Source organism: Nocardioides sp. NPDC059952 (assembly GCF_042730435.1).
Taxonomy (GTDB): domain Bacteria; phylum Actinomycetota; class Actinomycetes; order Propionibacteriales; family Nocardioidaceae; genus Nocardioides.
Window position 1 is genome coordinate 1 of sequence record NZ_JBHWLY010000094.1, and the last position, 22133, is coordinate 22133.

General features: G+C 69.9%; 18 protein-coding genes. 17 read left to right on the forward strand and 1 reads right to left on the reverse strand.

Features of this window, described 5'->3' with window-relative positions; all coding sequences use genetic code 11:
• Nucleotides 1-193 precede the first annotated feature (193 nt).
• From xerD to der, 16 genes are all read left to right on the forward strand, one after another.
• On the forward strand, nt 194-1090 hold the full coding sequence (gene xerD / locus ACFV9G_RS27105; RefSeq protein ID WP_378731992.1) for a site-specific tyrosine recombinase XerD: 897 nt from the start codon (nt 194-196) through the stop codon (nt 1088-1090).
• Nucleotides 1087-3693 (forward strand): DEAD/DEAH box helicase, encoded by a 2607-nt coding sequence (locus tag ACFV9G_RS27110; protein ID WP_378731957.1) that lies wholly within the window; start codon nt 1087-1089, stop codon nt 3691-3693. The genes xerD and ACFV9G_RS27110 overlap by 4 nt, the downstream gene beginning before the upstream one ends.
• 31 nt (nt 3694-3724) lie before the next feature.
• The gene (locus ACFV9G_RS27115; protein WP_378731960.1) at nt 3725-3871 is read left to right on the forward strand and encodes a hypothetical protein; all 147 of its coding nucleotides are present in this window, start codon (nt 3725-3727) and stop codon (nt 3869-3871) included.
• A gap of 315 nt (nt 3872-4186) precedes the next feature.
• Nucleotides 4187-5134, forward strand: coding sequence for a ParA family protein (locus ACFV9G_RS27120; RefSeq protein WP_378731995.1), 948 nt, complete (start codon nt 4187-4189; stop codon nt 5132-5134).
• The gene (locus ACFV9G_RS27125; protein WP_378731962.1) at nt 5116-5490 is read left to right on the forward strand and encodes a hypothetical protein; all 375 of its coding nucleotides are present in this window, start codon (nt 5116-5118) and stop codon (nt 5488-5490) included. Before ACFV9G_RS27120 ends, ACFV9G_RS27125 begins: the two co-directional genes overlap by 19 nt.
• Nucleotides 5491-5501: 11 nt before the next feature.
• Nucleotides 5502-6413, forward strand: a complete 912-nt coding sequence (locus tag ACFV9G_RS27130) for a segregation and condensation protein A (protein ID WP_378731965.1) — start codon at nt 5502-5504, stop codon at nt 6411-6413.
• Complete coding sequence (gene scpB / locus ACFV9G_RS27135) at nt 6406-7068, forward strand: SMC-Scp complex subunit ScpB (RefSeq protein ID WP_378731967.1); 663 nt, start codon at nt 6406-6408, stop codon at nt 7066-7068. The genes ACFV9G_RS27130 and scpB overlap by 8 nt, the downstream gene beginning before the upstream one ends.
• Nucleotides 7065-7832, forward strand: a complete 768-nt coding sequence (locus ACFV9G_RS27140) for a pseudouridine synthase (protein WP_378731969.1) — start codon at nt 7065-7067, stop codon at nt 7830-7832. The genes scpB and ACFV9G_RS27140 overlap by 4 nt, the downstream gene beginning before the upstream one ends.
• Nucleotides 7833-8033: 201 nt before the next feature.
• Nucleotides 8034-9308, forward strand: a complete 1275-nt coding sequence (thrS, locus tag ACFV9G_RS27145; RefSeq protein ID WP_378731972.1) for a threonine--tRNA ligase — start codon at nt 8034-8036, stop codon at nt 9306-9308.
• Between the two features lie 379 nt (nt 9309-9687).
• Nucleotides 9688-10950: a DUF222 domain-containing protein gene (locus ACFV9G_RS27150; RefSeq protein WP_378731974.1), complete on the forward strand. Its 1263-nt coding sequence runs from the start codon at nt 9688-9690 to the stop codon at nt 10948-10950.
• Between the two features lie 918 nt (nt 10951-11868).
• Nucleotides 11869-12672 (forward strand): helix-turn-helix domain-containing protein, encoded by an 804-nt coding sequence (locus ACFV9G_RS27155; RefSeq protein WP_378731976.1) that lies wholly within the window; start codon nt 11869-11871, stop codon nt 12670-12672.
• A complete protein-coding gene (locus ACFV9G_RS27160; protein WP_378731978.1) occupies nt 12669-13097 on the forward strand; it encodes a VOC family protein in 429 nt (142 codons plus the stop codon). The genes ACFV9G_RS27155 and ACFV9G_RS27160 overlap by 4 nt, the downstream gene beginning before the upstream one ends.
• A 102-nt stretch (nt 13098-13199) precedes the next feature.
• Nucleotides 13200-14300, forward strand: coding sequence for a prephenate dehydrogenase (locus tag ACFV9G_RS27165; RefSeq protein ID WP_378731980.1), 1101 nt, complete (start codon nt 13200-13202; stop codon nt 14298-14300).
• Nucleotides 14301-14310: 10 nt separating this feature from the next.
• On the forward strand, nt 14311-15006 hold the full coding sequence (cmk, locus tag ACFV9G_RS27170; RefSeq protein WP_378731982.1) for a (d)CMP kinase: 696 nt from the start codon (nt 14311-14313) through the stop codon (nt 15004-15006).
• Between the two features lie 14 nt (nt 15007-15020).
• Nucleotides 15021-15713, forward strand: a complete 693-nt coding sequence (locus ACFV9G_RS27175) for a lysophospholipid acyltransferase family protein (RefSeq protein ID WP_378731983.1) — start codon at nt 15021-15023, stop codon at nt 15711-15713.
• Entirely contained in the window at nt 15706-17094 is a 1389-nt protein-coding gene (der, locus tag ACFV9G_RS27180) for a ribosome biogenesis GTPase Der (RefSeq protein WP_378731985.1), read from the forward strand. The genes ACFV9G_RS27175 and der overlap by 8 nt, the downstream gene beginning before the upstream one ends.
• Here the strand turns inward: der and ACFV9G_RS27185 are convergent.
• A complete protein-coding gene (locus ACFV9G_RS27185; protein WP_378731988.1) occupies nt 17091-18110 on the reverse strand; it encodes a helix-turn-helix domain-containing protein in 1020 nt (339 codons plus the stop codon). The two genes, der and ACFV9G_RS27185, sit on opposite strands and share 4 nt — an antisense overlap.
• A gap of 128 nt (nt 18111-18238) precedes the next feature.
• Between ACFV9G_RS27185 and ACFV9G_RS27190 the strand changes: the two genes are divergently transcribed.
• Nucleotides 18239-22036 (forward strand): S8 family serine peptidase, encoded by a 3798-nt coding sequence (locus ACFV9G_RS27190; RefSeq protein WP_378731990.1) that lies wholly within the window; start codon nt 18239-18241, stop codon nt 22034-22036.
• The last annotated feature ends 97 nt before the right edge of the window (nt 22037-22133 follow it).

The following is a 22133-nucleotide window of genomic DNA, read 5'->3' on the forward strand; positions in this document are numbered from 1 at the left end:
GCGGAGTCGGCTGGTATTGACAGCTGAATCTGCCGAGTCGGCTCGTCATGACGAGCCGACTCGGCGGCATTTCTGGTCAGGATGAGCCGACTCGGCGGCGTTTTCGGTCAGGATGAGCCGACTCGGCTGGTTGGATGGATACGTGACGGCTGCATCGGTTGCTTCAGGGTCCGCCTCGGCGGTCGGACATGCGATGCGTACATATCTCGATCACCTCACGGTCGAACGGGGCCTCGCCGCCAACACGCTGTCGTCCTATCGGCGCGACCTGAGGAGGTACGCCGAGTTCCTGGCACAACAGGACGTCGAGGACCTCGAGTCAGTCTCGGAGGCGACGGTCTCGGCGTTCCTGGCCCATCTGCGCGAGGGCAGCGAGGAGCATCCGGCGCTCAGCGCGACCTCGGCCGCGCGGACGGTCGTGGCGGTACGCGGGTTCCACAAGTTCGCGGTGGCCGACGGGCTGGTCGAGGCCAACCCGGCCGGCCACGTCAAGCCCCCGCGCGCGGAGAAGCGGCTCCCCAAGGCGTTGCCGCTGGCCGACGTGGAGGCGATCCTGGAGGCGGCCGGCGCACCCGGGACAGCGCTCGCACTGCGCGACCGGGCCCTCCTCGAGGTGCTCTACGGCACCGGCGCCCGCATATCCGAGGCGGTGGGCCTCGACGTCGACGACCTCGACCGGGTCGACCATGTCGTCCTGCTACGAGGCAAGGGCGGCAAGGAGCGGATCGTCCCGGTGGGCTCCTACGCCATCGAGGCGGTCGAGGCCTACCTGACCCGGGCCCGTCCCGATCTCGCGGCCGCCCGCTCAGGAGGCGCGCTCTTCCTCAATGCCAGAGGCGGCCGCCTCTCCCGCCAGTCCGCCTGGACCGTCCTGACCCGTGCCGCCGAGCGCGCCGGGATCCACCAGGACGTCTCGCCCCACACCCTGCGCCACTCCTTCGCCACCCACCTGCTGGACGGCGGTGCCGACGTACGTGTGGTGCAGGAGCTGCTGGGCCATGCGTCGGTGACCACGACGCAGATCTACACTCTTGTCACCGTGGACAATCTCCGAGAGGTCTTCGCGACCGCGCACCCGAGGGCCCTGTGACCGACACCAGCTGGATCCCCAAGGTCGGCGCGAGCGCCGACGACGTCTACGAGGCGGTCGTGGAGTGGGCCGAGGGGAGCGGCCGCAGTCTCTACCCCCACCAGGACGAGGCGATCATGTCGATCCTCGCTGGTGACAACGTCATCCTGGCGACGCCGACCGGTTCGGGGAAGTCCCTGGTCGCGGCGGGCGCGCACGCGGCGGCGCTGGCCGAGGACAAGGTCTCCTTCTACACCGCGCCGATCAAGGCTCTGGTCAGCGAGAAGTTCTTCGACCTCGTGGAGACCTTCGGCGCCGAGAACGTCGGCATGCTCACCGGCGACGCGAGCGTCAACGCCGACGCCCCGATCATCTGCTGCACCGCCGAGGTGCTCGCCAACCTCGCGCTCCGGGAAGGCAAGCACGCCGATGTCGGGCTCGTCATCATGGACGAGTTCCACTACTACGGCGAGCCCGACCGCGGCTGGGCGTGGCAGGTGCCGCTGCTCGAGCTCCCGCAGGCCCAGTTCCTGCTCCTCTCCGCCACCCTCGGTGACACCAGCGCGCTGGCCAAGGACATGACCAGTAGAAACGGTCGCGACACCGTCCTCGTCGACCAGGCGGAACGACCCGTTCCGCTCACCTTCGACTGGCGCCTGACACCGCTCCAGGAGACCCTCGAGGAGCTCGTCACCACCGGCCAGGCGCCGGTCTACGTCGTCCACTTCACCCAGAAGGACGCCGTCACCCACGGCACCTCGCTGCTCAACGCCGGCTGGCTCAAGCTCTCCACCGAGGAGAAGGACCAGATCGCCAAGCGGCTCGAGCCGGTCCGCTTCGCGGCCGGGTTCGGCAAGACCCTGGCCAAGCTCCTGCGGAAGGGCATCGGCGTCCACCACGCCGGCATGCTCCCCAGATACCGGCGACTGGTCGAGCAGCTCGCCCAGGCCGGGCTGCTCAAGGTCATCGCCGGCACCGACACCCTCGGCGTCGGCATCAACGTCCCGATCCGCACGGTGCTCTTCACCGGCCTGGCCAAGTTCGACGGCCGCCGCCAGCGCATCCTGCGGACCAGGGAGTTCCTCCAGATCGCCGGCCGCGCCGGACGGGCGGGCTTCGACACCCAGGGCTACGTCGTCGTTCAGGCACCCGAGCACATCATCGAGAACGAGAAGGCCAAGGCGAAGTCCGAGGAGCGCCGCAAGGCCGGCAAGAAGAACTCCAAGGCGCAGCTCAAGAAGCCGCCCGAGGGCACCGTGGTGTGGACCGAGGCGACCTTCACCAAGCTCGTCGACGGCGCCCCCGAGCCGCTGCAGAGCCGGATGAAGGTCGACAACTCGATGATCCTCAACGTCGTCGCCCGCGACGAGGACGCCTTCGAGGTGATGCGCCGGATCACCCTGGACAACCACGAGGAGCGGCGCACCCAGCTCAAGCTCGCCCGCCGGGCCCTGCGGCTGACCCGCTCCCTGGTCCACAGCGGGGTCCTGACCAGGCTCGCCGAGCCCGACGCGTACGGACGCCGGTACGTCCTCACCGAGGCGCTCCCCGCCGACTTCGCGCTCAACCAGCCCCTGGCGCACTTCGCGCTCGCCGCGCTGGACACCCTCGATCCGGAGTCGCCCGAGCACACCCTCGAGATCGTCTCGGTGATCGAGGCGGTCCTCGAGCCGCCGCGCCAGATCCTCTTCGCCCAGCAGCACGAGGCCCGCGGCAAGGCGATCGAGAACATGAAGGCCGACGGCGTCGAGTACGACGAGCGGATGGCGCTCATCGAGGAGATCACCTGGCCCAAGCCGATGGCCGAGCGGCTCGAGGCGCTCTTCGAGGTCTACCGCGGCACCCATCCGTGGCTGCCCGAGGACGCGCTCGACCCGAAGTCGATCCTGCGCGAGATGTACGAGCAGGGGATGACCTTCACCGACGTCGTCGGCCGCTACCAGCTCGCCCGCTCCGAGGGCTTGGTGCTGCGCTATCTGACCGACGCCTACCGCACCTTCCGCCACACCGTCCCCGAGACCCACAAGAGCCCCGAGATCGAGGATCTGGTCGAGTGGCTGGGGGAGACCATCCGGCAGACCGACTCCTCGCTGCTGGACGAGTGGGAGGCGCTCTCCGACCCCGAGCACATCCCGTCGGCCGTGGCCCACCACGAGGCGCCACCGCCGCCGCGGTCGCTCTCCCAGCAGACCCGCGCGTTCGAGATCATGGTCCGCAACGCGATGTGGGCCCGGGTCGACGCGGTCTCGAGAGACGACCTCGACGCCCTGATGCGTCTGGAGCGTGCGGCCGCCGACCGCTTCGACCCGTCGCGCGACGTCGTGATGACCAGGTCCCGCTGGGACGACGCCCTGGAGGCCTACTTCGCCGAGCACGACGACGTGGGCATCTCCGCCGACTCGCGTTCGCCGAGGCTGCTCACCTGGACCGTCGAGCGCGGTGCGCCGGCAGGGGTGGACGAGGATGAGGAGGCGTACGACTCGACCCGGGTCTGGAGGATCGCCCAGACCCTCGACGACCCGGCCGGCGACCACGACTGGGTGATCGAGGCGGTGGCCGACCTGGACGCGAGCGACGAGGCCGGTGAGCTGGTCCTGGCGACGGTGGCGATGCGCCGGCTGTGACCCGGTTGTCGAGGTCCGCTAGCGTTGAGCCGTGCGCAAGCTACTGAAGAACCCGATCGTGGTCGCGGCCGTCGGCAAGATCGCCAACGAGGCTCGCAAACCCGAGAACCAGAAGAAGATCAAGGACGCTGCGAACAAGGCCTACGACCAGTTCCAGAAGCGCCGTCGGTCGCGCTGAGCCCGTCGAGCGGGGCCGCGGATCGAGTGGATATTCATCCACAGGTTTCTCCACATCGAAGGCCCTTCCTGTGGGGCTGGCGGGGCACCAAGTGCACAGGTCATCAACAGATTCGGGTCCCGTAGCAGAATCACCAGGATTTGCCTTGTGACACGCCCGGCGCGGCTCCTACAGTCGCGCAGATCCGGGTCTTAGAGTCGCCGTGTCGACATATAGACCCGCTAGCCGTGATCATCCCAGGGCCGCGGCAACTGAACCGGGGGTGGAGGAATGGAAGACAGCTATTTCGGAGCAGGTGGTGCGACCGCGCCGCAGATGCCTCCGCAGACGCCGGCAGCCCCGCCGCCGGCGTATCCGCCTTCGGCCCGGCTGCGCGCCAACGCCCCTGAGCCCGAGGAGGGCTCCTACTCCCCGGGCAAGAACAAGATGGGCCCGACCGGTCGCCCCTGGCCCAACCTTCCCGAGCCCGGCCCCGCCACCGGCGGCCCGGCGCGCACGGTCGCGATGGTCAACCAGAAGGGTGGGGTCGGCAAGACCACGACCACGATCAACCTGGGTGCCGCGCTGGCCGAGCACGGCCGCAAGGTCCTGATGGTCGACTTCGACCCGCAGGGGTCGCTGTCGGTCGGTCTGGGGCTCCAGCCCAACGAGATCGAGCTGACCGTCTACAACCTGCTGATGGAGCGTGACATCACGCTCGCGGACGTGGTCGTCCCCTCGGGCATCGACGGCGTCGACCTGCTCCCGGCCAACATCGACCTCTCTGCCGCCGAGGTGCAGCTGGTCCAGGAGGTCGCCCGTGAGCAGACCCTGGCCCGCGCCCTGGCTCCGGCCGTGGCCAACTACGACGTGATCCTCATCGACTGTCAGCCGAGCCTGGGGCTGCTGACCGTCAACGCGCTCACCGCCTCCGACTCCGTCGTCGTCCCGCTGGAGTGCGAATACTTCGCGCTGCGTGGCGTCGCTCTGCTCAAGGACACCATCGACAAGGTTCAGGAGCGGCTCAACCCGCGCCTGAAGATCGACGGAATACTGGGCACGATGTACGACAGCCGCACCATGCACAGCCGCGAGGTCATGGAGACACTGGTCAACGGCTGGGGCGACCGCGTCTTCCACAGCGTCATCCGCCGCACCGTGAAGTTCGCCGACTCGACCGTGGTCGGCGAGCCCATCACCGAGTACGCCTCCAGCTCCACCGGTGCCGACTCCTACCGGATGCTCGCCAAGGAGGTGCTGGCCCGATGGCAACGCGGCGAGTGAGGGTTCCGGCTGCCGACGACCTCTTCCGGCGTACGTCCGACGGCGCTGCCGCCGCGGGGCCCGCCGCCGAGGCGAAGGCCCGGCCGGTGCACGCCGTGCCCGAGCCGGCCGAGGAGGCGCAGTCCGCCAAGAAGCGGTCCAGCGGTCGCGTACGTCATGACGAGAAGATGACGGTCTACATCACCTCCGAGGAGCTGCTCGACCTCGAGCACGCCCGGCTCAACCTGCGGGCCAAGCACAGCATCGCGGTCGACCGCGGCCGGCTGGTGCGCGAGGCGCTCGCGATCGTGCTGGCCGACCTGGAGGAGTACGGGGACGACAGCGCCCTCGTGCACCGGCTCGCTGACCCACGGTGACGGCCGCGCAGATGACAACTGTGCCGACGACGAATGGCCCCGACGGGGCCGAGGAGCAGGAGTCGAGCGGCGCCGGGGGATTCGAGGTGCGCCTCGACAACTTCGAGGGCCCCTTCGACCTGCTGCTCAGCCTGATCGCCAAGCACAAGCTCGACATCACCGAGGTCTCGCTGGCCACGGTCACCGACGAGTTCATCGCCTTCGTCAAGAAGGGCGCGGGGGAGGAGGGCAGCTGGGACCTCGAGCAGACCTCCAACTTCCTGCTGGTCGCGAGCACGCTGCTCGACCTGAAGGCGGCCCGGCTGCTGCCGCAGGGCGACGTCGAGGACGAGGAGGACCTCGCGCTGCTCGAGGCGCGCGACCTGCTCTTCGCGCGGCTGTTGCAGTACAAGGCGTTCAAGCAGGTCGCGGCCGTCTTCGGTGAGCGGCTCGCGAAGGAGTCCAAGCGGCACCCGCGCTCGGTCCAGCTCGAGCCGCGCTATGCGGGGCTGCTGCCCGAGGTGCTGATCGGGATCGGGCTGGACCAGTTCGCCCAGCTCGCCGCCGCCGCGATGGCACCCAAGCCGGGGCCGCCCGAGATCGGGCTCGCCCACATCCACGGCTCGAAGGTGTCGGTCAAGGAGCAGGCGGCGCTGGTCATCGAGCGGCTGCGCGCCTCCGGGCAGGTCACCTTCCGTGGCCTCTGCGCCGACTCGCCCGACACGCTGACCACCGTGGCCCGGTTCCTCTCGCTGTTGGAGCTCTTCCGTGAGGGAGCGGTCGCGTTCGACCAGGTCACCGCGCTGGGCGAGCTGACCGTACGCTGGACCGGCGACGGGGCGCTCGATGTCGATGAGCTGATCCAGGACGAGTTCGAGGGGCAGCCGCCCGCGGAGGGCGGCGCCGATGATGGTGTCGAGGATGGGGAGAAGGACGATGACTGAGGCCTCCGAAGAGACGCTCGCGATCGATTTCGCCGACCTGCGCCCGGCGCTCGAGGCCGTACTGATGGTCGCCGACGAGCCGCTGGAGGCGGCCGCGCTGGCCTCGGCCGTCGGCCATCCGACGGCGTCGGTGGTCGAGGCCCTGGAGGGCCTTGCCGCCGAATACACCGAGCAGGGCCGCGGCTTCGACCTGCGCAACGTCGCCGGTGGCTGGCGGTTCTACACCCGGGAGGCGTACGCCGAGGTCGTCGGAGGCTTCGTGCTCGAGGGGCAGCAGGCACGGCTGACCCAGGCGGCGCTGGAGACGCTCGCGGTGGTCGCCTACAAGCAGCCCGTCTCGCGCGCCCGGGTCTCCGCGATCCGTGGCGTCAACGTCGACGGCGTGATGCGTACGCTGCTCACCCGCGGTCTGGTCGAGGAGGCCGGGCAGGACCACGAGACCGGCGCCAACCTCTACCGCACCACCGGCTACTTCCTCGAGCGGATCGGCATCACCGACCTCGGCGACCTGCCGGAGCTGGCTCCCTACCTGCCCGACCTCGCCGACATGGAGGAGGAGCTGACCGAGCAGGTCAGCCAGGAGGCGCTGGCTGCTCAGCCGGAAGGCGCGGCGAATGGGTCCGACTCTGAGGATGCGGGAGAATCGAGTCCGTGAGCGACCTTCCTGAGCGAGACGATCTTCCGCTGGACGACGAGGGCCTGATCCGGCTCCAGAAGCTGCTGGCCCTGGCCGGCATCGCGTCGCGGCGCGGCAGCGAGATCCTGATGCTCAACGGCTCCGTCGAGGTCAACGGCGAGGTCGTCACCCGCCTCGGCACCAAGGTCGACCCCGGCAAGGACGTCGTACGCGTCGACGGCAAGCGGCTCCCACCGATCTCGGGCAAGGTCTACCTGGCCCTCAACAAGCCGCGTGGCGTGGTCTCGACGATGAGCGACCCCGAGGGCCGCCGCAACCTCTCCGACCTGGTCGCCGATCGGCCGGAGCGGCTGTTCCACGTCGGCCGTCTCGACACCGACACCGAGGGTCTGATCATCCTCACCAACGACGGTGACTTCGCCCACCGGCTGGCCCACCCCAGCTACGAGGTCGACAAGACCTACGTCGCCGAGGTCACCGGCGAGATCTTCCCCAACGTACGCAAGCGGCTCCTCGCCGGCGTCACTCTCGAGGACGGCCCGGTGACCGTGACCAAGGCCCGGATCATGGAGACCCGCAAGGACAAGTCGATCATCGAGCTGGTCATCCACGAGGGACGCAACCGCATCGTGCGCCGCCTCCTCGATCATCTCGGCCATCCGGTCACGCGACTGACCCGCACCCGGATCGGTCCGGTCCGGCTGGGCACCATGAAACCCGGCGACATGCGCGACCTCTCCCGCGAGGAGCTCGGCGAGCTGCTCGACACCACCGAGCTCTGAGGCTCGGAATTCTGAATGCGTACGCCGCCTCGAGCCGCTAAGGTGAACGGCATGCAGCAGCGCGCGATGAGCACGACGACGCCGGACCCACTCCGGCGCTGACCTGCTGTCCATTTTTCGCAGACCGCCCCGGAGCATTGCTCCGGGGCGGTTCTCGTCTCCGGTGGTGATGCTCCGGGCCGAAACCCAGGAGCATCCACCATGAACCTCGACCCTGCTGACCGTCTCGAGCTCCCCTTCGACCATCGAGACCTCAACCGCGATCTCGACATCTTCGCCACCGACCCACTGGCCGGCTCCGGACTGCCGCTCTGGCTGCCCGACGGGGCCGTCGTCTTCGCCGAGCTGGAGCGCCTCGCCGCCGACCTGGCCCGGGCCGACGGCTGCGTACCCGTCAAGACCCCGGTGCTCGGCAAACGCGCCCTCTTCGAGCGCTCGGGACACTGGGCGAAGTTCGCCGAGGACATGTTCCCGCCGATGTCCATGGGGCCGGGTCCGGAGAAGGACGACCTCGTTCTCCGTCCGGCCAACTGCCCCCACCACGCCCTGGTCTACCGGGCGCGCCCGCACTCCTACCGCGAGCTCCCGATCCGGCTGCACGAGCTCGCCCCGATGTTCCGTGCCGAGCGCTCCGGGGTGCTCTCCGGGCTAAGCCGGGTACGTCAGATCAACCTCGACGACACCCACGTCTTCTGCCGTCCCGACCAGGTGCGGGACGAGGCGGCACGAGCGCTGCGGTCCGCACTCGAGGCCCAACGGATCCTCGGCCTCCGCGTGGACTACGTACGCCTCTCCCTGCGCGACGGCTCGCCGTCCTACCTGGGCTCCGACTCCCAGTGGGCCGACGCCGAGAAGGCCCTGCGGTCAGCGGTCGAGGACGCCGGGCTGGAGGCGTACGGTCTGGAGCTGTCGGAGGCTCTGGGCGAGGCAGCCTTCTACGGACCCAAGCTCGACCTCCAGGTCATCGACCCGGCGGGCCACGAGGAGACCATCGCCACCGTCCAGCTCGACTTCAACCAGCCTGAGCGGTTCGACCTCACCTACGACGACGCCGACGGCTCTCGTCAGCGAGTCGTGATGGTCCATCGAGGCACCGTCGGTTCCATGGAGCGGGTCGCGGCGGCTGTGCTCGAGCGCTATCAGGGTCGCCTACCGTTGTGGCTGGCCCCGTCCCAGATCGCCATCCTCCCGGTCTCCGCGTCCCAGGACCCCGCGGCTCGCGCGCTCGCCGACGCGCTCGTCGCCGAAGGTCTCCGCCCTCGGCTCGACCCCGGCGGTTCTCTCGGTGCCAGGATTCGTGAGTCCCGTCGGCGCCGGGAGCCGCTCATCGCGGTCATCGGCGGGGTCGAGGCGGACGCGGGGGAGGTGCAGGTACGTGATGTCGCTCGTGGTCTTGAGCGGCGGGTCTTGGTTGCTGATCTGGTGGGGGTGATGAAAGAGGCTTATGTCTTGCGGGCTGCTTCGGTTTCCTGGTGAGTTGGACTGAGTCTTTGTGGTGGGTGTGGGCCGCCGACCCTTGCTTTGAGGGTCTTCTCGACGGTCCCCGGAGTAAAGGACGGCCTGCGGCCGCCGGCTTCGCCGGCCGCTATCGCGGTCCTTGACACCGGGGCCCGTCGAGAAAGATTTGGCTGGCTATCGGGGCGGCGGCCCGGGTGTGGCGCAGCGGATTCTTGCTGGGGTAGGTGGGGCTTGTGGGGGTGGAGAGGGTGGCCCTTCGGGCCACTTACCATCCACAGCAGCGATGCCGTTCGCTCACCGCGAAAACGGCTCTTGACCTGCATCTATGGGTGGTTAGGTATACGTTTCTGGCGTAGAATCAGACCCATCACAACACCTCCTGAAGGAAGGGCTGGCGATGAGTCTCGGCCGCGAGATCGACCCCTGGGAAACCAACCCCGGTGACGCGATCGACGCTGCCCTCGAGGCCATCGAGACCGCCCTTCACGACCTGCTCGCGAGCGACCCTGCGTATTGGCGCACCGGGCAGAAGAAGGACCTGCTGGCCCGGTTGGAGAAGCTCCTAGCCCAGCAGGCCGCGTTGAAGCTCCGGGTCCTCGCCTCTGCTGGCGACATCGCCGAGGAAACCGGCGCCAAGGACGTCTCGGGGTGGCTGCGGACCGAGCTGTTGGTCGACAAGGGGATGGCTCGCTCCCAGATCAAACTCGCTGCCGGCCTCGCCAAGTACGACCTGGTCGCTGCTGGTCTGGCCGAGGGTGTGGTGTCCCAGGACAAAGCGCGGGTGATCACCAAGGCCCTCGACGCCATCGAGACAGACCCCGCCACCAGCACCGAAGACCTGATCCTGGCCGAGAAGCTGCTGGTCGACTACGCCACCCAGCTGACCGCCAACCAGCTCAAGATCGCCGGTCGCCGGGTCCTGGCCGAGATCGACCCCGCACGCTTCGAAGCCGCCGAGGCCAAAGCTCTGCAGCGGGAAGAGGAGCACGCCCAACGACGCACGTTCTTCCAGTCGCGTGACAACGGCGACGGCACCATCGACATCCACGCCCGGGTCTCCCGCGCGGTCGGGATCCGGCTGCGCACGATGCTGGACTCCCTCGCGCAGCCGAGGAAGTGGTCGGCGCAGGACAAGGGCCGCAAGGCCCCCTACGACCGCCTCCTCGGTCAGGCGTTCGCGCGGGTGATCGAGACCTACGACGTGGACCAACTCCCGAGGCACGGTGGCCACGCCACCACGGTCTTCATCACCATGAGCGTGGACGACCTCCGCAAGGATCTCGGCACCGCGGCGTTGGGGTTTGACGGCGAGAAGATCACCGCCGCCGAGGCCCGAAGGATGGCCTGCAACGCCGACCTGGTCCCGGTGGTGCTGGGCACCAACTCCGAGGTCCTCGACCTCGGCCGCACCGCCCGGCTGGCCCACCCGATCCAACACCGAGCATTGCGGCTCCGCGATCAGGGTTGCCAAGCCGAGGACTGTGATGCGCCTGCCGCGTGGACCGAAGCGCATCATCTGAAACCGTGGTCCGAAGGCGGCAAGACCGACCTCGCCGACATGGTCCTGCTGTGCCCAAGCGACCATCGCCGCATCCACAGCGCCGGCTCCGGGTATGAGCGACTCCCGGACGGACGGATCCGGTTTACCCGTCGGACCTGAACCGGCCGCGCCCGCAACCGCGCCACCTGCCACCCGCGTTCTTCGCCGCTAGGTGTCTGCGGGTGCCGAAGCCGATCGGTCCGCGCTAGTTCCCCGCAATGAGGCCGCCATTCCTCGTATCGCAGCCGTCCCCGGATCGTGCCGACAGATTCCGGCCGTCCCCAGCGCAGCCCCACCTCCGGGCAGTGCCGGTCGGAAAGTGCTAGTCGCTGGCCCGAGTGATGGCTGACCCACAGGCGAACGGTTGGGGCATGGTTTCCCTCGCTCTCGCAGCACCGGCGCCTGCTGCTGGTGCACGCCGCATGCGCGGTCGGTTCCCCACGCTCCGGGGCAGGGAAACCGACATCACAGTGGGGAACTGTCTGTACTCGCGGGAAGCCCAGGCGTAGAGCCGCACCACCTCTGCCCAGCCCACTCCTTTCGCCGCTCGAGCAGTCGCCGCCGAGGCGCCAGCAGCGGAACCGGCACGCTCACTGCCAACGGGGCTGCCGTCCCGAGCTGCGACACCTTGTGAATCCACCTCCACAAGGTGTCATCGTCTAGTAAAGCCCCGAGACCAGGCCGACCCCTGAGGGACAGCGACACCAATTCCCAAGCCCGTACGCAGCCCAGGGACTCCGCGCCAAACCCCGCCGCCGACCCGATAGCCAGCCAAATTTCTCGGCGGGGCCCGGTGTCAAGGATCGCCGCAGGCGACCGGCGAAGCCGGCGGCCGAAGGCCGTCCTTTACTCCGGGGGCCGGCGAGAACACCCTCCATAACGGGTCGGCGGCCACCAGCCCAAAGAGAACCAAGCACCACGCGCCTCGTCAAACCCACCACTGACAACACAAGACACCGCGCAGCGCTATCGCACACCGACTCCGCCACCAGCGATAGCGCATAGGCAACCCGCGGCGACCGTGGCACCATCGAAGACATGTCCGTGCCGGGAGTGCTGCGGCCCTATGTCACCTCGCTGGTCACCTACGACGTGGATTTCGGCGCGCCGGGGGTGCATCGGGGGATGCCGTCTACCGAGATCACTTTCGTGCTGCCGGTCGACGAGCCTCTGGTGACTTCATGGGGGAGTGGGACGGAGCCGGTGACGGCGTGGTCGCTGGTCTCCGGGCTGCACACCCGGCCGGCGGCGATCCATCATCGGGGCTACCAGCGGGGCGTACAGCTCGGGCTGACGACCGCCGGGGTGCGGGCGTTGTTCGGGATGCCCGCGGCGGCGTGGCGTGGCGAGCTCCTCGCCCTCGACGAGTTCGCGGCACCTGGTGGCGTACGTCATCTTCCGGAGCGACTGGCCGAGGCCGATCCGCGAGAGTGGGCGCAGGTGGTCGTGAGCGGTCTGGTCGAGGCGCTGGCGCGCTACGGCGAGCCGGGGCCGAGGGCAGAGGTGGGCCGTGCGCTGGCGCTGCTGACCGGGGGAGCGGGGGTGCAGGAGGTGGCCGACGACGTCGGCTACAGCCGCCGGCGGATCAGTGACCTGGTGCGCGCCGAGACCGGGGTGGCGCCGAAGCAGTTCCAGCGGCTGGCGCGCTTCGATCGCTCCCGTGGCCTCGTGGGCCGGATGCCGCTGGCCCGGGCGGCGGCTGCCTGCGGGTACGCCGACCAGGCGCACCTGACCCGTGAGTGGCAGGAGTTCGCCGGCTGCACGCCGACGACCTGGGTGCGCGAGGAGTTCCCATTCGTTCAAGACCTGGCAGAGGCGCCGGCGGTTGACTCGGATGCATGAGCACTGAGCAGAAGAACACTGAGCAGAAGAACACTGAGCAGAAGAACGACGTAGCGAAGATCAAGTACTGGCAGTCGATGGCGTTCCAGGACGCCGAGGCGATGATGACGTGGCTGAGCGCGATCGGCTTCGTCGAGCACTCCACCTACCGCGAGGGCGGCACCGTGGTCCACGCGGAGTGGCTCTGGCCCGCCGGGGGAGGGCTGATGTTCGGGCAGGTACGCGAGGACAGCAGCATCAAGTCCACCGGAGGTTCCTCGGCCTACCTGATCGACGACGACCCCGACTCCGTCTTCGACAAGGCGGTCGCCGCCGGCGCCACCGTGGACCGCCCGATGGTCGACCAGGACTACGGCGGCCGCGGCGGCACCGTCAACGATCCGGAGGGGAACTCCTGGTCCTTCGGCAGCTACCAGCCCTCATGAACGCAAGGCGATATCGCACACCTTGGTCGGCTGCCGCGATAGCGCACCACAGGCGCTGAGACGAGAAGGGTCCGGCGGCACCGACCCTTTAGCCTTGGAGGTATGACACAGACCGGGGAAGCAGGGGGAGGGCTGTCGACTCTGAGCGGCCCGGTCGAGATCGTCGGTGTCGGCCTGCTCGGCACCTCGGTCGCGCTCGCCTGCGCCTCCGCCGGGCTCGACGTGCTGCTGAGCGACTCGGTCGCCAGTCACGTACGCACCGCGACCGGCCTCGGCGCCGGCCGTCGCCGCAAGCCCGGCGACTCGCCGCAGCTGGTCGTCGTCGCGGTTCCACCGGCGCACCTCGGCGAAGTGATCACTCGAGCGCTCGCTGACAGCCCCGACGCCGTCGTGACCGACGTCGGCAGCGTGAAGGCCTCGCCGCTCGCCTACGTCCGCGAGCATGGCCCCGGCGACGTACACCGCTACGTCGGCAGCCACCCGATGGCCGGCAGCGAGCGCTCGGGCCCGCTGGCCGCGACCGCGACGCTGTTCGAGGGGCGGCCCTGGGCGGTGACGCCGCACCCCGAGGCCGATCCGACGGCGATCGCGCTCGTCGACGAGCTCGCCACCGTCTGCGGAGCGGTCCCGCTCACCCTCAGCCCCGAGGACCACGACCAGGCCGTCGCCCGCACCTCGCACGTGCCGCACCTGATGGCAGCCCTGGTCGCCGGCCGGCTGGCGGTCGCGCCGGAGGGACACCTCGGACTCAGCGGCCAGGGGGTACGCGACGTGACCCGGGTCGCGGCCGGTGACCCCGGCCTCTACGGCCAGATCGTGGCCGGCAACGCCCGCGCGGTGACCGACCTGCTGACCGAGGTCCGCGGCCAGCTCGACGAGATGATCGCGGCGGTCGGCACCGGTGACGCGGCCGCCCTGGACGTACTGCTCAAAGAAGGTCAGGCCGGGACACGAGCGATCCCGGGCAAGCACGGCCGGCCGCAGGCCGCCCAGGCGAGCGTCTACGTCACGGTGCCCGACGAGCCCGGCAACCTGGCCCGTCTCTTCGCTGACGCGGGGGAGAGCGGCGTCAACATCGAGGACGTACGCATCGACCACGACCCCGGCCGCCCGGTCGGTGTCATGGAGCTGATCGTGGCCGCCGACGCCGCCGACCGGATGCAGGCGGTTCTGGAGTCCCGGGGTTGGGTCGCTCACCGGTAGGCTCCCGCCCGTGAGCAGCAGCAATCCCACCACTGACCCCGCACGCATCGTCATCGCCGTCGACGGCACCTCAGGCTCCGGGAAGTCGAGCACCTCGCGTGGTGTCGCCGACCGCCTGGGCATGCGCTTCCTCGACACGGGTGCGATGTACCGGGCGATGACCTGGTGGATGCTCAGCAACGACGTCGACGTGCACGACGCCGACGCGGTCGCGGCCGCGGCCGGCAAGCCGGTGATCACCTCCGGCACCGACCCGCTCGGCCCGACGATCGCTCTCGACGGCGCCGACGTCTCCGTCGAGATCCGTGGCGACCAGGTCAACGCGGCCGTCTCCCCGGTCGCCACCGTCCCCGAGGTCCGCGCCCGCCTGGTCGCCCTCCAGAAGCAGGAGATCGAGCAGGCCCTCGCCGCCGGGAACGGCATCGTGGTCGAGGGCCGTGACATCGGCACCGCGGTCTGGCCCGAGGCCGACCTGAAGCTGTACGTCACCGCCGACCCCGCCGCCCGCGCCGCCCGCCGCGCGGCCGAGGAGGGCGGCACCGACGCGGAGGCCGTCCGCGCGTCGCTGGAGAACCGCGACAAGATCGACTCCACGAAGGGCGGTGCGGCCGTGCCGGACGGCGCCACCCACCTCGACACGACGCCCTACACGCTGGAGGAGGTCATCCAGCAGGTGATCGAGCTGGTGCAGAAGGCGGGGGAGTGAGAGACCTTCCACACATGGATGGGGTCGAGCACCCCACCCGCTGGCCGCTCTACCACCTCAACGTCTACGCCCGGTGGCTGATCCGGCGCCGGTTCGACGTGCGGTTGCACGAGACCGCCAACATCCCGGCGACCGGGCCGGTCGTCTTCGCGTCCAACCACATCGGCATCATCGACGGCCCGCTGCTGGCGATCTTCACGCCGCGTCCGGTGCATGCGCTGACGAAGCTGGAGATGTTCGAGCACTGGTTCCTCGGGCCGTTCTTGCGCTGGGCCGGCCAGATCCCGCTCTACCGCTTCGGCAGCGACCCGGCGGCGGTGAAGGTGGCGCTGCGGGTGCTGCACGAGGGAAACGCGATGGGGATCTATCCCGAGGGCACCCGCGGTGCCGGCGCCCTGACCCACTTCAACCGCGGCGCCGCTTATCTCGCCCTCGCGTCGGGGGCTCCGGTGGTGCCGGTGACGATGCTCGGCAGCCGCGATCCGGGTGGCGGGGTCTCGTCGCTGCCGCACAAAGGTGCTCGGATCGAGATCGTCTATGGCGAGCCTTTCCACGTCGAGCGCGTAGGCTGGCCGCGTACCAGGGAACAAGTCGGGCATGTCTCGGGTTTGCTCCAGAAGCACATGCAGGTCCAACAGGACCATGCCTTGGCGTTGACCGGTCGCGAACTGCCCGGTCCGCTACCTAGCGAGGAGAACAATGACTGACCCCGACGTTTCGTACGAAGACGTGCGAGACGAGCTGAACGACACCGACGAGACCCCGACCGGCCCGCTGCCGGTCCTGGCGGTCGTCGGCCGCCCGAACGTCGGGAAATCGACCCTGGTCAACCGGATCATCGGCCGCCGCGAGGCGGTGGTCCAGGACGTACCTGGCGTGACCCGCGACCGCGTCTCCTACGACGCCGACTGGAACGGCAAGGCGTTCACGCTGGTCGACACCGGCGGCTGGGACCCCGACGCCCAGGGCCTGGCCGAGCGGATCGCCGCCCAGGCCGAGATCGCGGTCTCCCTGGCAGATGCCGTCCTCTTCGTCGTCGACGCGACCGTCGGCATCACCGATGCCGACGAGGCGGTCGTACGCATCCTGCGCAAGTCCGGCAAGCCGGTCGTCCTGGCCGCCAACAAGGTCGACGACCTGCGCACCGAGGCCGAGGCGGCCGCGCTGTGGAACCTCGGGCTCGGTGAGCCCTGGGCGGTCTCCGCGCTGCACGGCCGCGGGTCGGGCGACATGCTCGACGCGATCCTCGCAGTGCTTCCCGACCCGCCGCCGCTTCCCGAGGGCACCGAGATCGGCGGCCCGCGGCGGATCGCCCTGGTCGGCAAGCCCAACGTCGGCAAGTCGAGCCTGCTGAACAAGCTGGCCAAGGAGGAGCGGGCGGTCGTCGACAACGTCGCCGGCACCACCGTCGACCCGGTCGACGAGCTGATCGAGCTCGGCGGCCGCGAGTGGCGCTTCATCGACACCGCCGGGATCCGCAAGCGGGTCAAGGAGGCCTCGGGCCACGAGTACTACGCCTCCCTGCGCACCACGACCGCCATCGACCGCGCCGAGGTGGCCGTGCTGGTTCTCGACGGCGGCGAGAAGATCTCCGAGCAGGACATCCGCATCCTCCAGACCGTCCGCGAGGCCGGCCGCGCGCTGGTGATCGCGTTCAACAAGTGGGACCTCGTCGACGAGGAGCGCCGCTGGCAGCTCGACCGCGAGATCGAGCGCGATCTCGTCCAGGTGCAGTGGGCCCCGCGGATCAACATCACGGCCCGCACCGGCTGGCACGTCGACCGTCTGGTCCCGGCGCTCGACAAGGCCCTGGAGGGCTGGGAGACGCGGATCGGCACCGGCGCGCTCAACTCCTTCCTCGGTCGCCTCGTCGCCGAGCACCCGCACCCGGTCCGGTCCGGCAAGCAGCCGAAGATCCTCTTCGGCACCCAGCCCTCGACCGCGCCGCCGACGTTCGTGCTGTTCACCAGCGGCAAGCTCGAGGCCTCCTACGAGCGCTTCATCGAGCGCCGCCTGCGCGAGGAGTTCGGCTTCGTCGGCACCCCGATCGTGCTCCAGCAGCGGGTTCGGGAGAAGCGCAAGCGCTAGTCGGAGTCCGGGGTGGGCGGCAGCTGGCCGTCCACCCCGGCCTGCACCCAGCCGTTGTTGGCGGCGTGCCAGCCGAGCTGCATCCTGGTCTCCACCCCGGCCAGGTCCAGCAGCGCCCGCACCCTGCGCTGCACGGTGCGAAGCGACGTACCGAGCTGTTTGGCGACGGCCTGGTCGGTGAGTCCGGCGAGGAGCAGCCCGAGGACCTGCGCGTCCTCGTCGTCGACCTGCTGCGCGACGTCGCCGGTGAGCCCTGAGGTGCCCACCAGCATGGGTGTCGCCTGGTCCCACACGTTCTCGAAGAGTGCGATCAGCGCGTCGAGCAGCGTGCTCTCCCGGACCAGCAGCGCACCGACGACGTCGCCGGAGGAGGTCAACGGCATCAGGGCGAGCCGCCGGTCGACGATGATGAGCTTGAGCGGCACCTGATCGGCGAACCTGACCTCCTCACCCGCGTCGGTCGCCTCGATCGCCTCGTCGACCGTCACGTCGTGGCTCTCGAGCATGCTGCGTTCCACGACGACGCGGTACAGCACGCCGCGCGCGACGGCCTTGTTCTCGGCCGAGTTGTCCTGGCTGGAGGTCACGATCACCGGCGGGCGTACGAACGCGTCGACGCGCTCGCGCGCGCCGAGCTGGACCTGCTCGAACCGGTGCCGGACGGCGTCCTCGCCGTGGATGACGTCGACCACGTCCGTGGGTCCGCGGCCGGCGGCGGCCACCCGGTAGGCCTCGTCGAGCCTGCTCAGCTCGATCTCGGCGTGGCGCACCTCGTCCTGCTGCCGGGCGAGCAGCGCGCCGAGCGCGATCGCGGGCGGGGCGGCGGCGAAGCGCCGCTCGTCGCCGGTGATCCGTGCGGCCAGGCCGTACTCCTCGAGCCGGCGCAGCAGCAGATGAGCCTCTCCCGGGGAGGTGCCGAAGGCGCTGAGGGCGGCCGCGAACTCGGCGGCGGTGGCAGAGGGCATGGTGATGAGCTCACCGTAGGCGAGCGTCTCATCAGGGGTCAGACCGAGCACGTCGCCGAGCATGTCAGTTCTGCGACAGGCAGCGGGTGTTCCGGCTCTGACGGAGTCTCGCCATGCCGTAAAACCGCCACCAGATCGCTCTTGTCGCGTGTCGCGCCGCATTGACAAGGTCCATCTCCATGAGACCCCCAACCAGATCAGGCCTCTCGGCCGCCACCAAGGCCGTCGCGGCAGCAGCTGCCGCGACTGCCCTGGTCGCGACCATGGCAACCAGCGCGCAAGCGACCCCAGGCACCGACCCCACGCCTGAGGGCCCCACGACCGACGCCGGCCGCACCACGGCCGGAACGGCGCCACGTACGCCCGCCCTCGAGGACGGCCGGACCACGATCACCCTCGTGACCGGCGACGTCGTCGACGTGACCGCGACCGACGACGGCGTCCTGACCCTCGGGTTCGACTCCGCCGCCGACGCGATCGAGACCCAGCAGGTGGGCGACCACCTCTACGCGATCCCCACCGCCGCGAAGCCCTACCTGGCCGCGAACACCCTCGACCGCCGTCTCTTCGACGTCACCGCGCTCCTCGAGATGCGCTACGACGACGAGACCGTCAAGGCCACCCCGCTGATCCTGGAGCAGGCCTCGACCCGCGCCAAGGCGGCGAAGCTGCCGGGCACCGAACGTACGCTCGACCTCGCGAGCATCGACGCCGACGCCGTCGAGGTGAGCAAGAAGAAGGCGACCGCGTTCTGGTCGGCGGTGGCCGCGGACGAGGGCGCTTCGACGCGCTCGGTCGGCGCTGCCGGGAAGCTCGGCGGAGGCGTCGAGAAGATCTGGCTCGACGGCAAGGCCGAGACCACCCTGGACCAGAGCACCGCACAGATCGGTGCACCCGAGGCGTGGGCCGCAGGCTTCGAGGGCAAGGGCGCGACCGTCGCCGTCCTCGACACGGGCATCGACGCCACCCACCCCGACGTGTCCGACCAGGTCGACGAGGCGCGCTCGTTCGTCCCCGACCAGGAGGCCACGACCGACCCGCATGGTCACGGCACGCATGTCGCATCCACGGTGCTGGGCACGGGCTCTGCGAGCGATGGCAAGGAGAAGGGTGTCGCCCCGGGCGCCGACCTGCTGGTCGGCAAGGTGCTCGACAACGGCGGCTACGGCCAGGACTCCTGGATCATCGCCGGCATGGAGTGGGGCGCGGCGAACGCCGACATCGTCTCCATGAGCCTGGGTGACTCCAGCCTCAACGACGGCACCGACCCGATGGCGCAGGCGCTCAACGCGCTGAGCGAGGAGACCGGTGCGCTCTTCGTCGTCGCGGCCGGCAACAGCTACGCCGAGGGCTCGCTCGGCAGCCCCGGCACCGCGGACGCCGCCCTCACCGTCGGCGCGGTCGACGACGAGGACGTACGCGCCGACTTCTCCAGCTACGGCCCCCGGGTCGGCGACCACGCGATCAAGCCCGACCTGACCGCGCCCGGCGTCAACATCCTCGCGGCCCGTTCCCAGCAGTCCTCGGGCGAGGGCTGGTACCGCTCGATGAGCGGCACCTCGATGGCCACCCCGCACGTCGCGGGCGCCGCCGCGGTCCTCAAGGGCGCCCACCCCGACCTCACCGGCGCCGAGCTCAAGAACGCGCTGGTCTCCTCGGCCGCGGACATCGACGCCCCGGCGTACGAGGTCGGCACCGGCCGCCTCGACGTACCCGCCGCTCTCGACGGCGTGGACGGCTCCGGTGACGGGTTCCTCGGCTTCTACGGCTGGCCGCACGACGGCGACGAGCCGACCAGCAGCACCGTCACCTACACCAACTCGACCGACGCCGACGTCACGCTCGCGCTGAGCACCGACGTCACCGGACCGGACGGCAAGGCGAGCGACCTCGTCTCGCTCTCCGCCTCCGAGGTGGTCGTGCCCGCGGGCGGCAGCGCCGAGATCACGATCACGGCCGACGCGGACAACGCCCCGCTCGCCGGCAAGTACAGCGGCGCCGTCGTCGCGACCGACGCCTCCGGCGAGGTCACCGTGCGCACCGCGACCGCGCTGGTCAAGGAGGAGGAGCGCTACGGCCTCGACATCACCGCGCTCGACCGGTCCGGCGAGCCCGCCAGCGGGTACGTCGACTTCTACCGCTACGGCGACCAGTTCGTCAGCAGCCTGCCGATCGACCCGGCCACAGGCACGGTGCCGACCCAACGCCTCCAGCCCGGCATCTACTCGGCCACGGCGTTCCTCGACGTCGCGGGCTCCGCGGGGCCCGGATCGACCGGTATCGCGCTGGTCGGCGACCCGCAGGTCGTGGTCAGCGACAAGGACCAGTCCCTCGTGCTCGACGCACGCAACGCCGACGAGCTCACCCTGAAGACGCCCAAGGACAGCGACGTCGCCTTCCGCCGGTTCCAGTTCTTCAACGACTCCGGCATCGGCGGGCTCTACTCGACCTTCGGCGCCACCTACGCCGTCCCGCTCGACGTCGACTCGTTCTACGCCGAGGCAGGAGGCCCGGTCGAGAGCGCCGAGTTCGACTTCGCCGTACGCTGGCGGGCCACCGAGCCGGCTCTCGACGTGACCGCTCGGAGCTCGCGGACGCTCGCGTTCGACCCGGTCTACCAGCTCGGCTCGGCCAAGCTCGACGGTCAGGTCTCGCTGAAGGCCGTCACGGCCGGCACGGGCACCAGCGCCGACTACGAGGGCCTCGACGCCAAGGGTCGCGCCGTCCTGGTGACCAGGGACGACGCCGTCACCGTGGAGGAGCGCGAGGCCGCGGCCCAGGCTGCCGGCGCCGCGCTGCTCGTGGTGGTCAACGACCGCCCGGGCCCGCTGGTCGACTTTGTCACCCAGAGCGACCTGCCCGTCGTCTCGCTGCGGTCCGAGCAGGGCGAGAAGCTCGTCGCGGCTGCCGCGAAGGGCAAGGTGAGCCTTGAGGGCAAGGCCGTGGAGTTCCCGAACTACCTCTACGACATCTCCAAGAGCTGGCCCGGTGAGATCCCGGCCGAGCTCGCCCTGGCCCCGACCACGCGACAGCTCGCCACGGTGGAGAGCCGCTACAACGACACCGAGCAGCGCCTCGCCGTCGACGACCGTGCCGACTGCCGCGACTACCAGTGGCCGCCGTGCCTCAGCGTCCGGGCGCTCCAGCCCACCGCGACGGACCGGACCGACTACGTCTCCACCTATGACAACGTCACCTGGTACGAGAACGTCGACCACGAGAGCACCTGGGAGCAGCGCGGCGTACGCCAGGCCTACACGCCCCGCAGCACCACCGTGCGCAACTGGTTCGCGCCGGTGACGGCACCGCGGACCGGCGACGGCTACTGGGGTCCGTGGCACAGCGGCGACTGGTTCGCCGTCAACGTCGCCGCGGCCGGCGGTCAGAACGGCATCACCGGCGGGTTCCCGTGGGGCGAGACTCCGGTGACCTCCCGCCTCTACCAGGGCGACACCCTGGTGCGGGAGAACATCGGCCAGGCGGTGCAGCGCAGCGTTCCGGTGGCCGAGGGGCCGCAGACGTACCGCTTCGAGATCGACACCGATGCTGCGGACGACACGCACCGCTACTCGACCAGCACCCGTACGTCCTGGACCTTCGTGGCCGACCAGGCCGACGCCGAGGTGCCCGGGCAGAACGGCACGCCGCTGCCGCTGATCCAGCTCGACTACGATGTCGACACCGCCCTTGACGGCACCGTCCGGGCGGGCAGCACCGTCCCGTTCGCGGTGGCTCCCTACAACCAGCCCGACGCGCCCCGGGCCGGGTCAGTCGTGGGCGCGACGCTCGAGGTCAGCTACGACGGCGGCAAGAGCTGGACCAACGCGAAGCTCCGCAAGGACGGTGACCGCTGGGAGACCAACCTGCGCATCCCCGCGCGCGGCGCCGACCTGGTCTCGCTCCGGGCGACCGCCCGTGACGACGCCGGTAACACGGTGACCCAAAAGGTCGTCTCGGCGTTCGGGGTCAAGCGCTAGCAGCCCAAGAATCAGGCCCGCAGGGCAACCTTGGTGACCAACGGGCCAGTCGTACGTACAGGGGTCTGGCTGAGCCGCGGATCCCGAGGCCGCGACC

Excerpts from the sequence above, each read along its gene's own strand:
- ACFV9G_RS27130 (WP_378731965.1), top strand. The coding sequence starts at position 5,502 with ATGACAACTGTGCCGACGACGAATGGCCCCGACGGGGCCGAGGAGCAG.
- ACFV9G_RS27175 (WP_378731983.1), top strand. The coding sequence starts at position 15,021 with ATGGATGGGGTCGAGCACCCCACCCGCTGGCCGCTCTACCACCTCAAC.
- ACFV9G_RS27190 (WP_378731990.1), top strand. The coding sequence starts at position 18,239 with ATGAGACCCCCAACCAGATCAGGCCTCTCGGCCGCCACCAAGGCCGTC.
- ACFV9G_RS27150 (WP_378731974.1), top strand. The coding sequence starts at position 9,688 with ATGAGTCTCGGCCGCGAGATCGACCCCTGGGAAACCAACCCCGGTGAC.
- der (WP_378731985.1), top strand. The coding sequence starts at position 15,706 with ATGACTGACCCCGACGTTTCGTACGAAGACGTGCGAGACGAGCTGAAC.
- ACFV9G_RS27120 (WP_378731995.1), top strand. The coding sequence starts at position 4,187 with ATGCCTCCGCAGACGCCGGCAGCCCCGCCGCCGGCGTATCCGCCTTCG.
- ACFV9G_RS27165 (WP_378731980.1), top strand. The coding sequence starts at position 13,200 with ATGACACAGACCGGGGAAGCAGGGGGAGGGCTGTCGACTCTGAGCGGC.
- ACFV9G_RS27125 (WP_378731962.1), top strand. The coding sequence starts at position 5,116 with ATGGCAACGCGGCGAGTGAGGGTTCCGGCTGCCGACGACCTCTTCCGG.
- xerD (WP_378731992.1), top strand. The coding sequence starts at position 194 with ATGCGTACATATCTCGATCACCTCACGGTCGAACGGGGCCTCGCCGCC.
- scpB (WP_378731967.1), top strand. The coding sequence starts at position 6,406 with ATGACTGAGGCCTCCGAAGAGACGCTCGCGATCGATTTCGCCGACCTG.
- ACFV9G_RS27160 (WP_378731978.1), top strand. The coding sequence starts at position 12,669 with ATGAGCACTGAGCAGAAGAACACTGAGCAGAAGAACACTGAGCAGAAG.
- thrS (WP_378731972.1), top strand. The coding sequence starts at position 8,034 with ATGAACCTCGACCCTGCTGACCGTCTCGAGCTCCCCTTCGACCATCGA.
- ACFV9G_RS27155 (WP_378731976.1), top strand. The coding sequence starts at position 11,869 with ATGTCCGTGCCGGGAGTGCTGCGGCCCTATGTCACCTCGCTGGTCACC.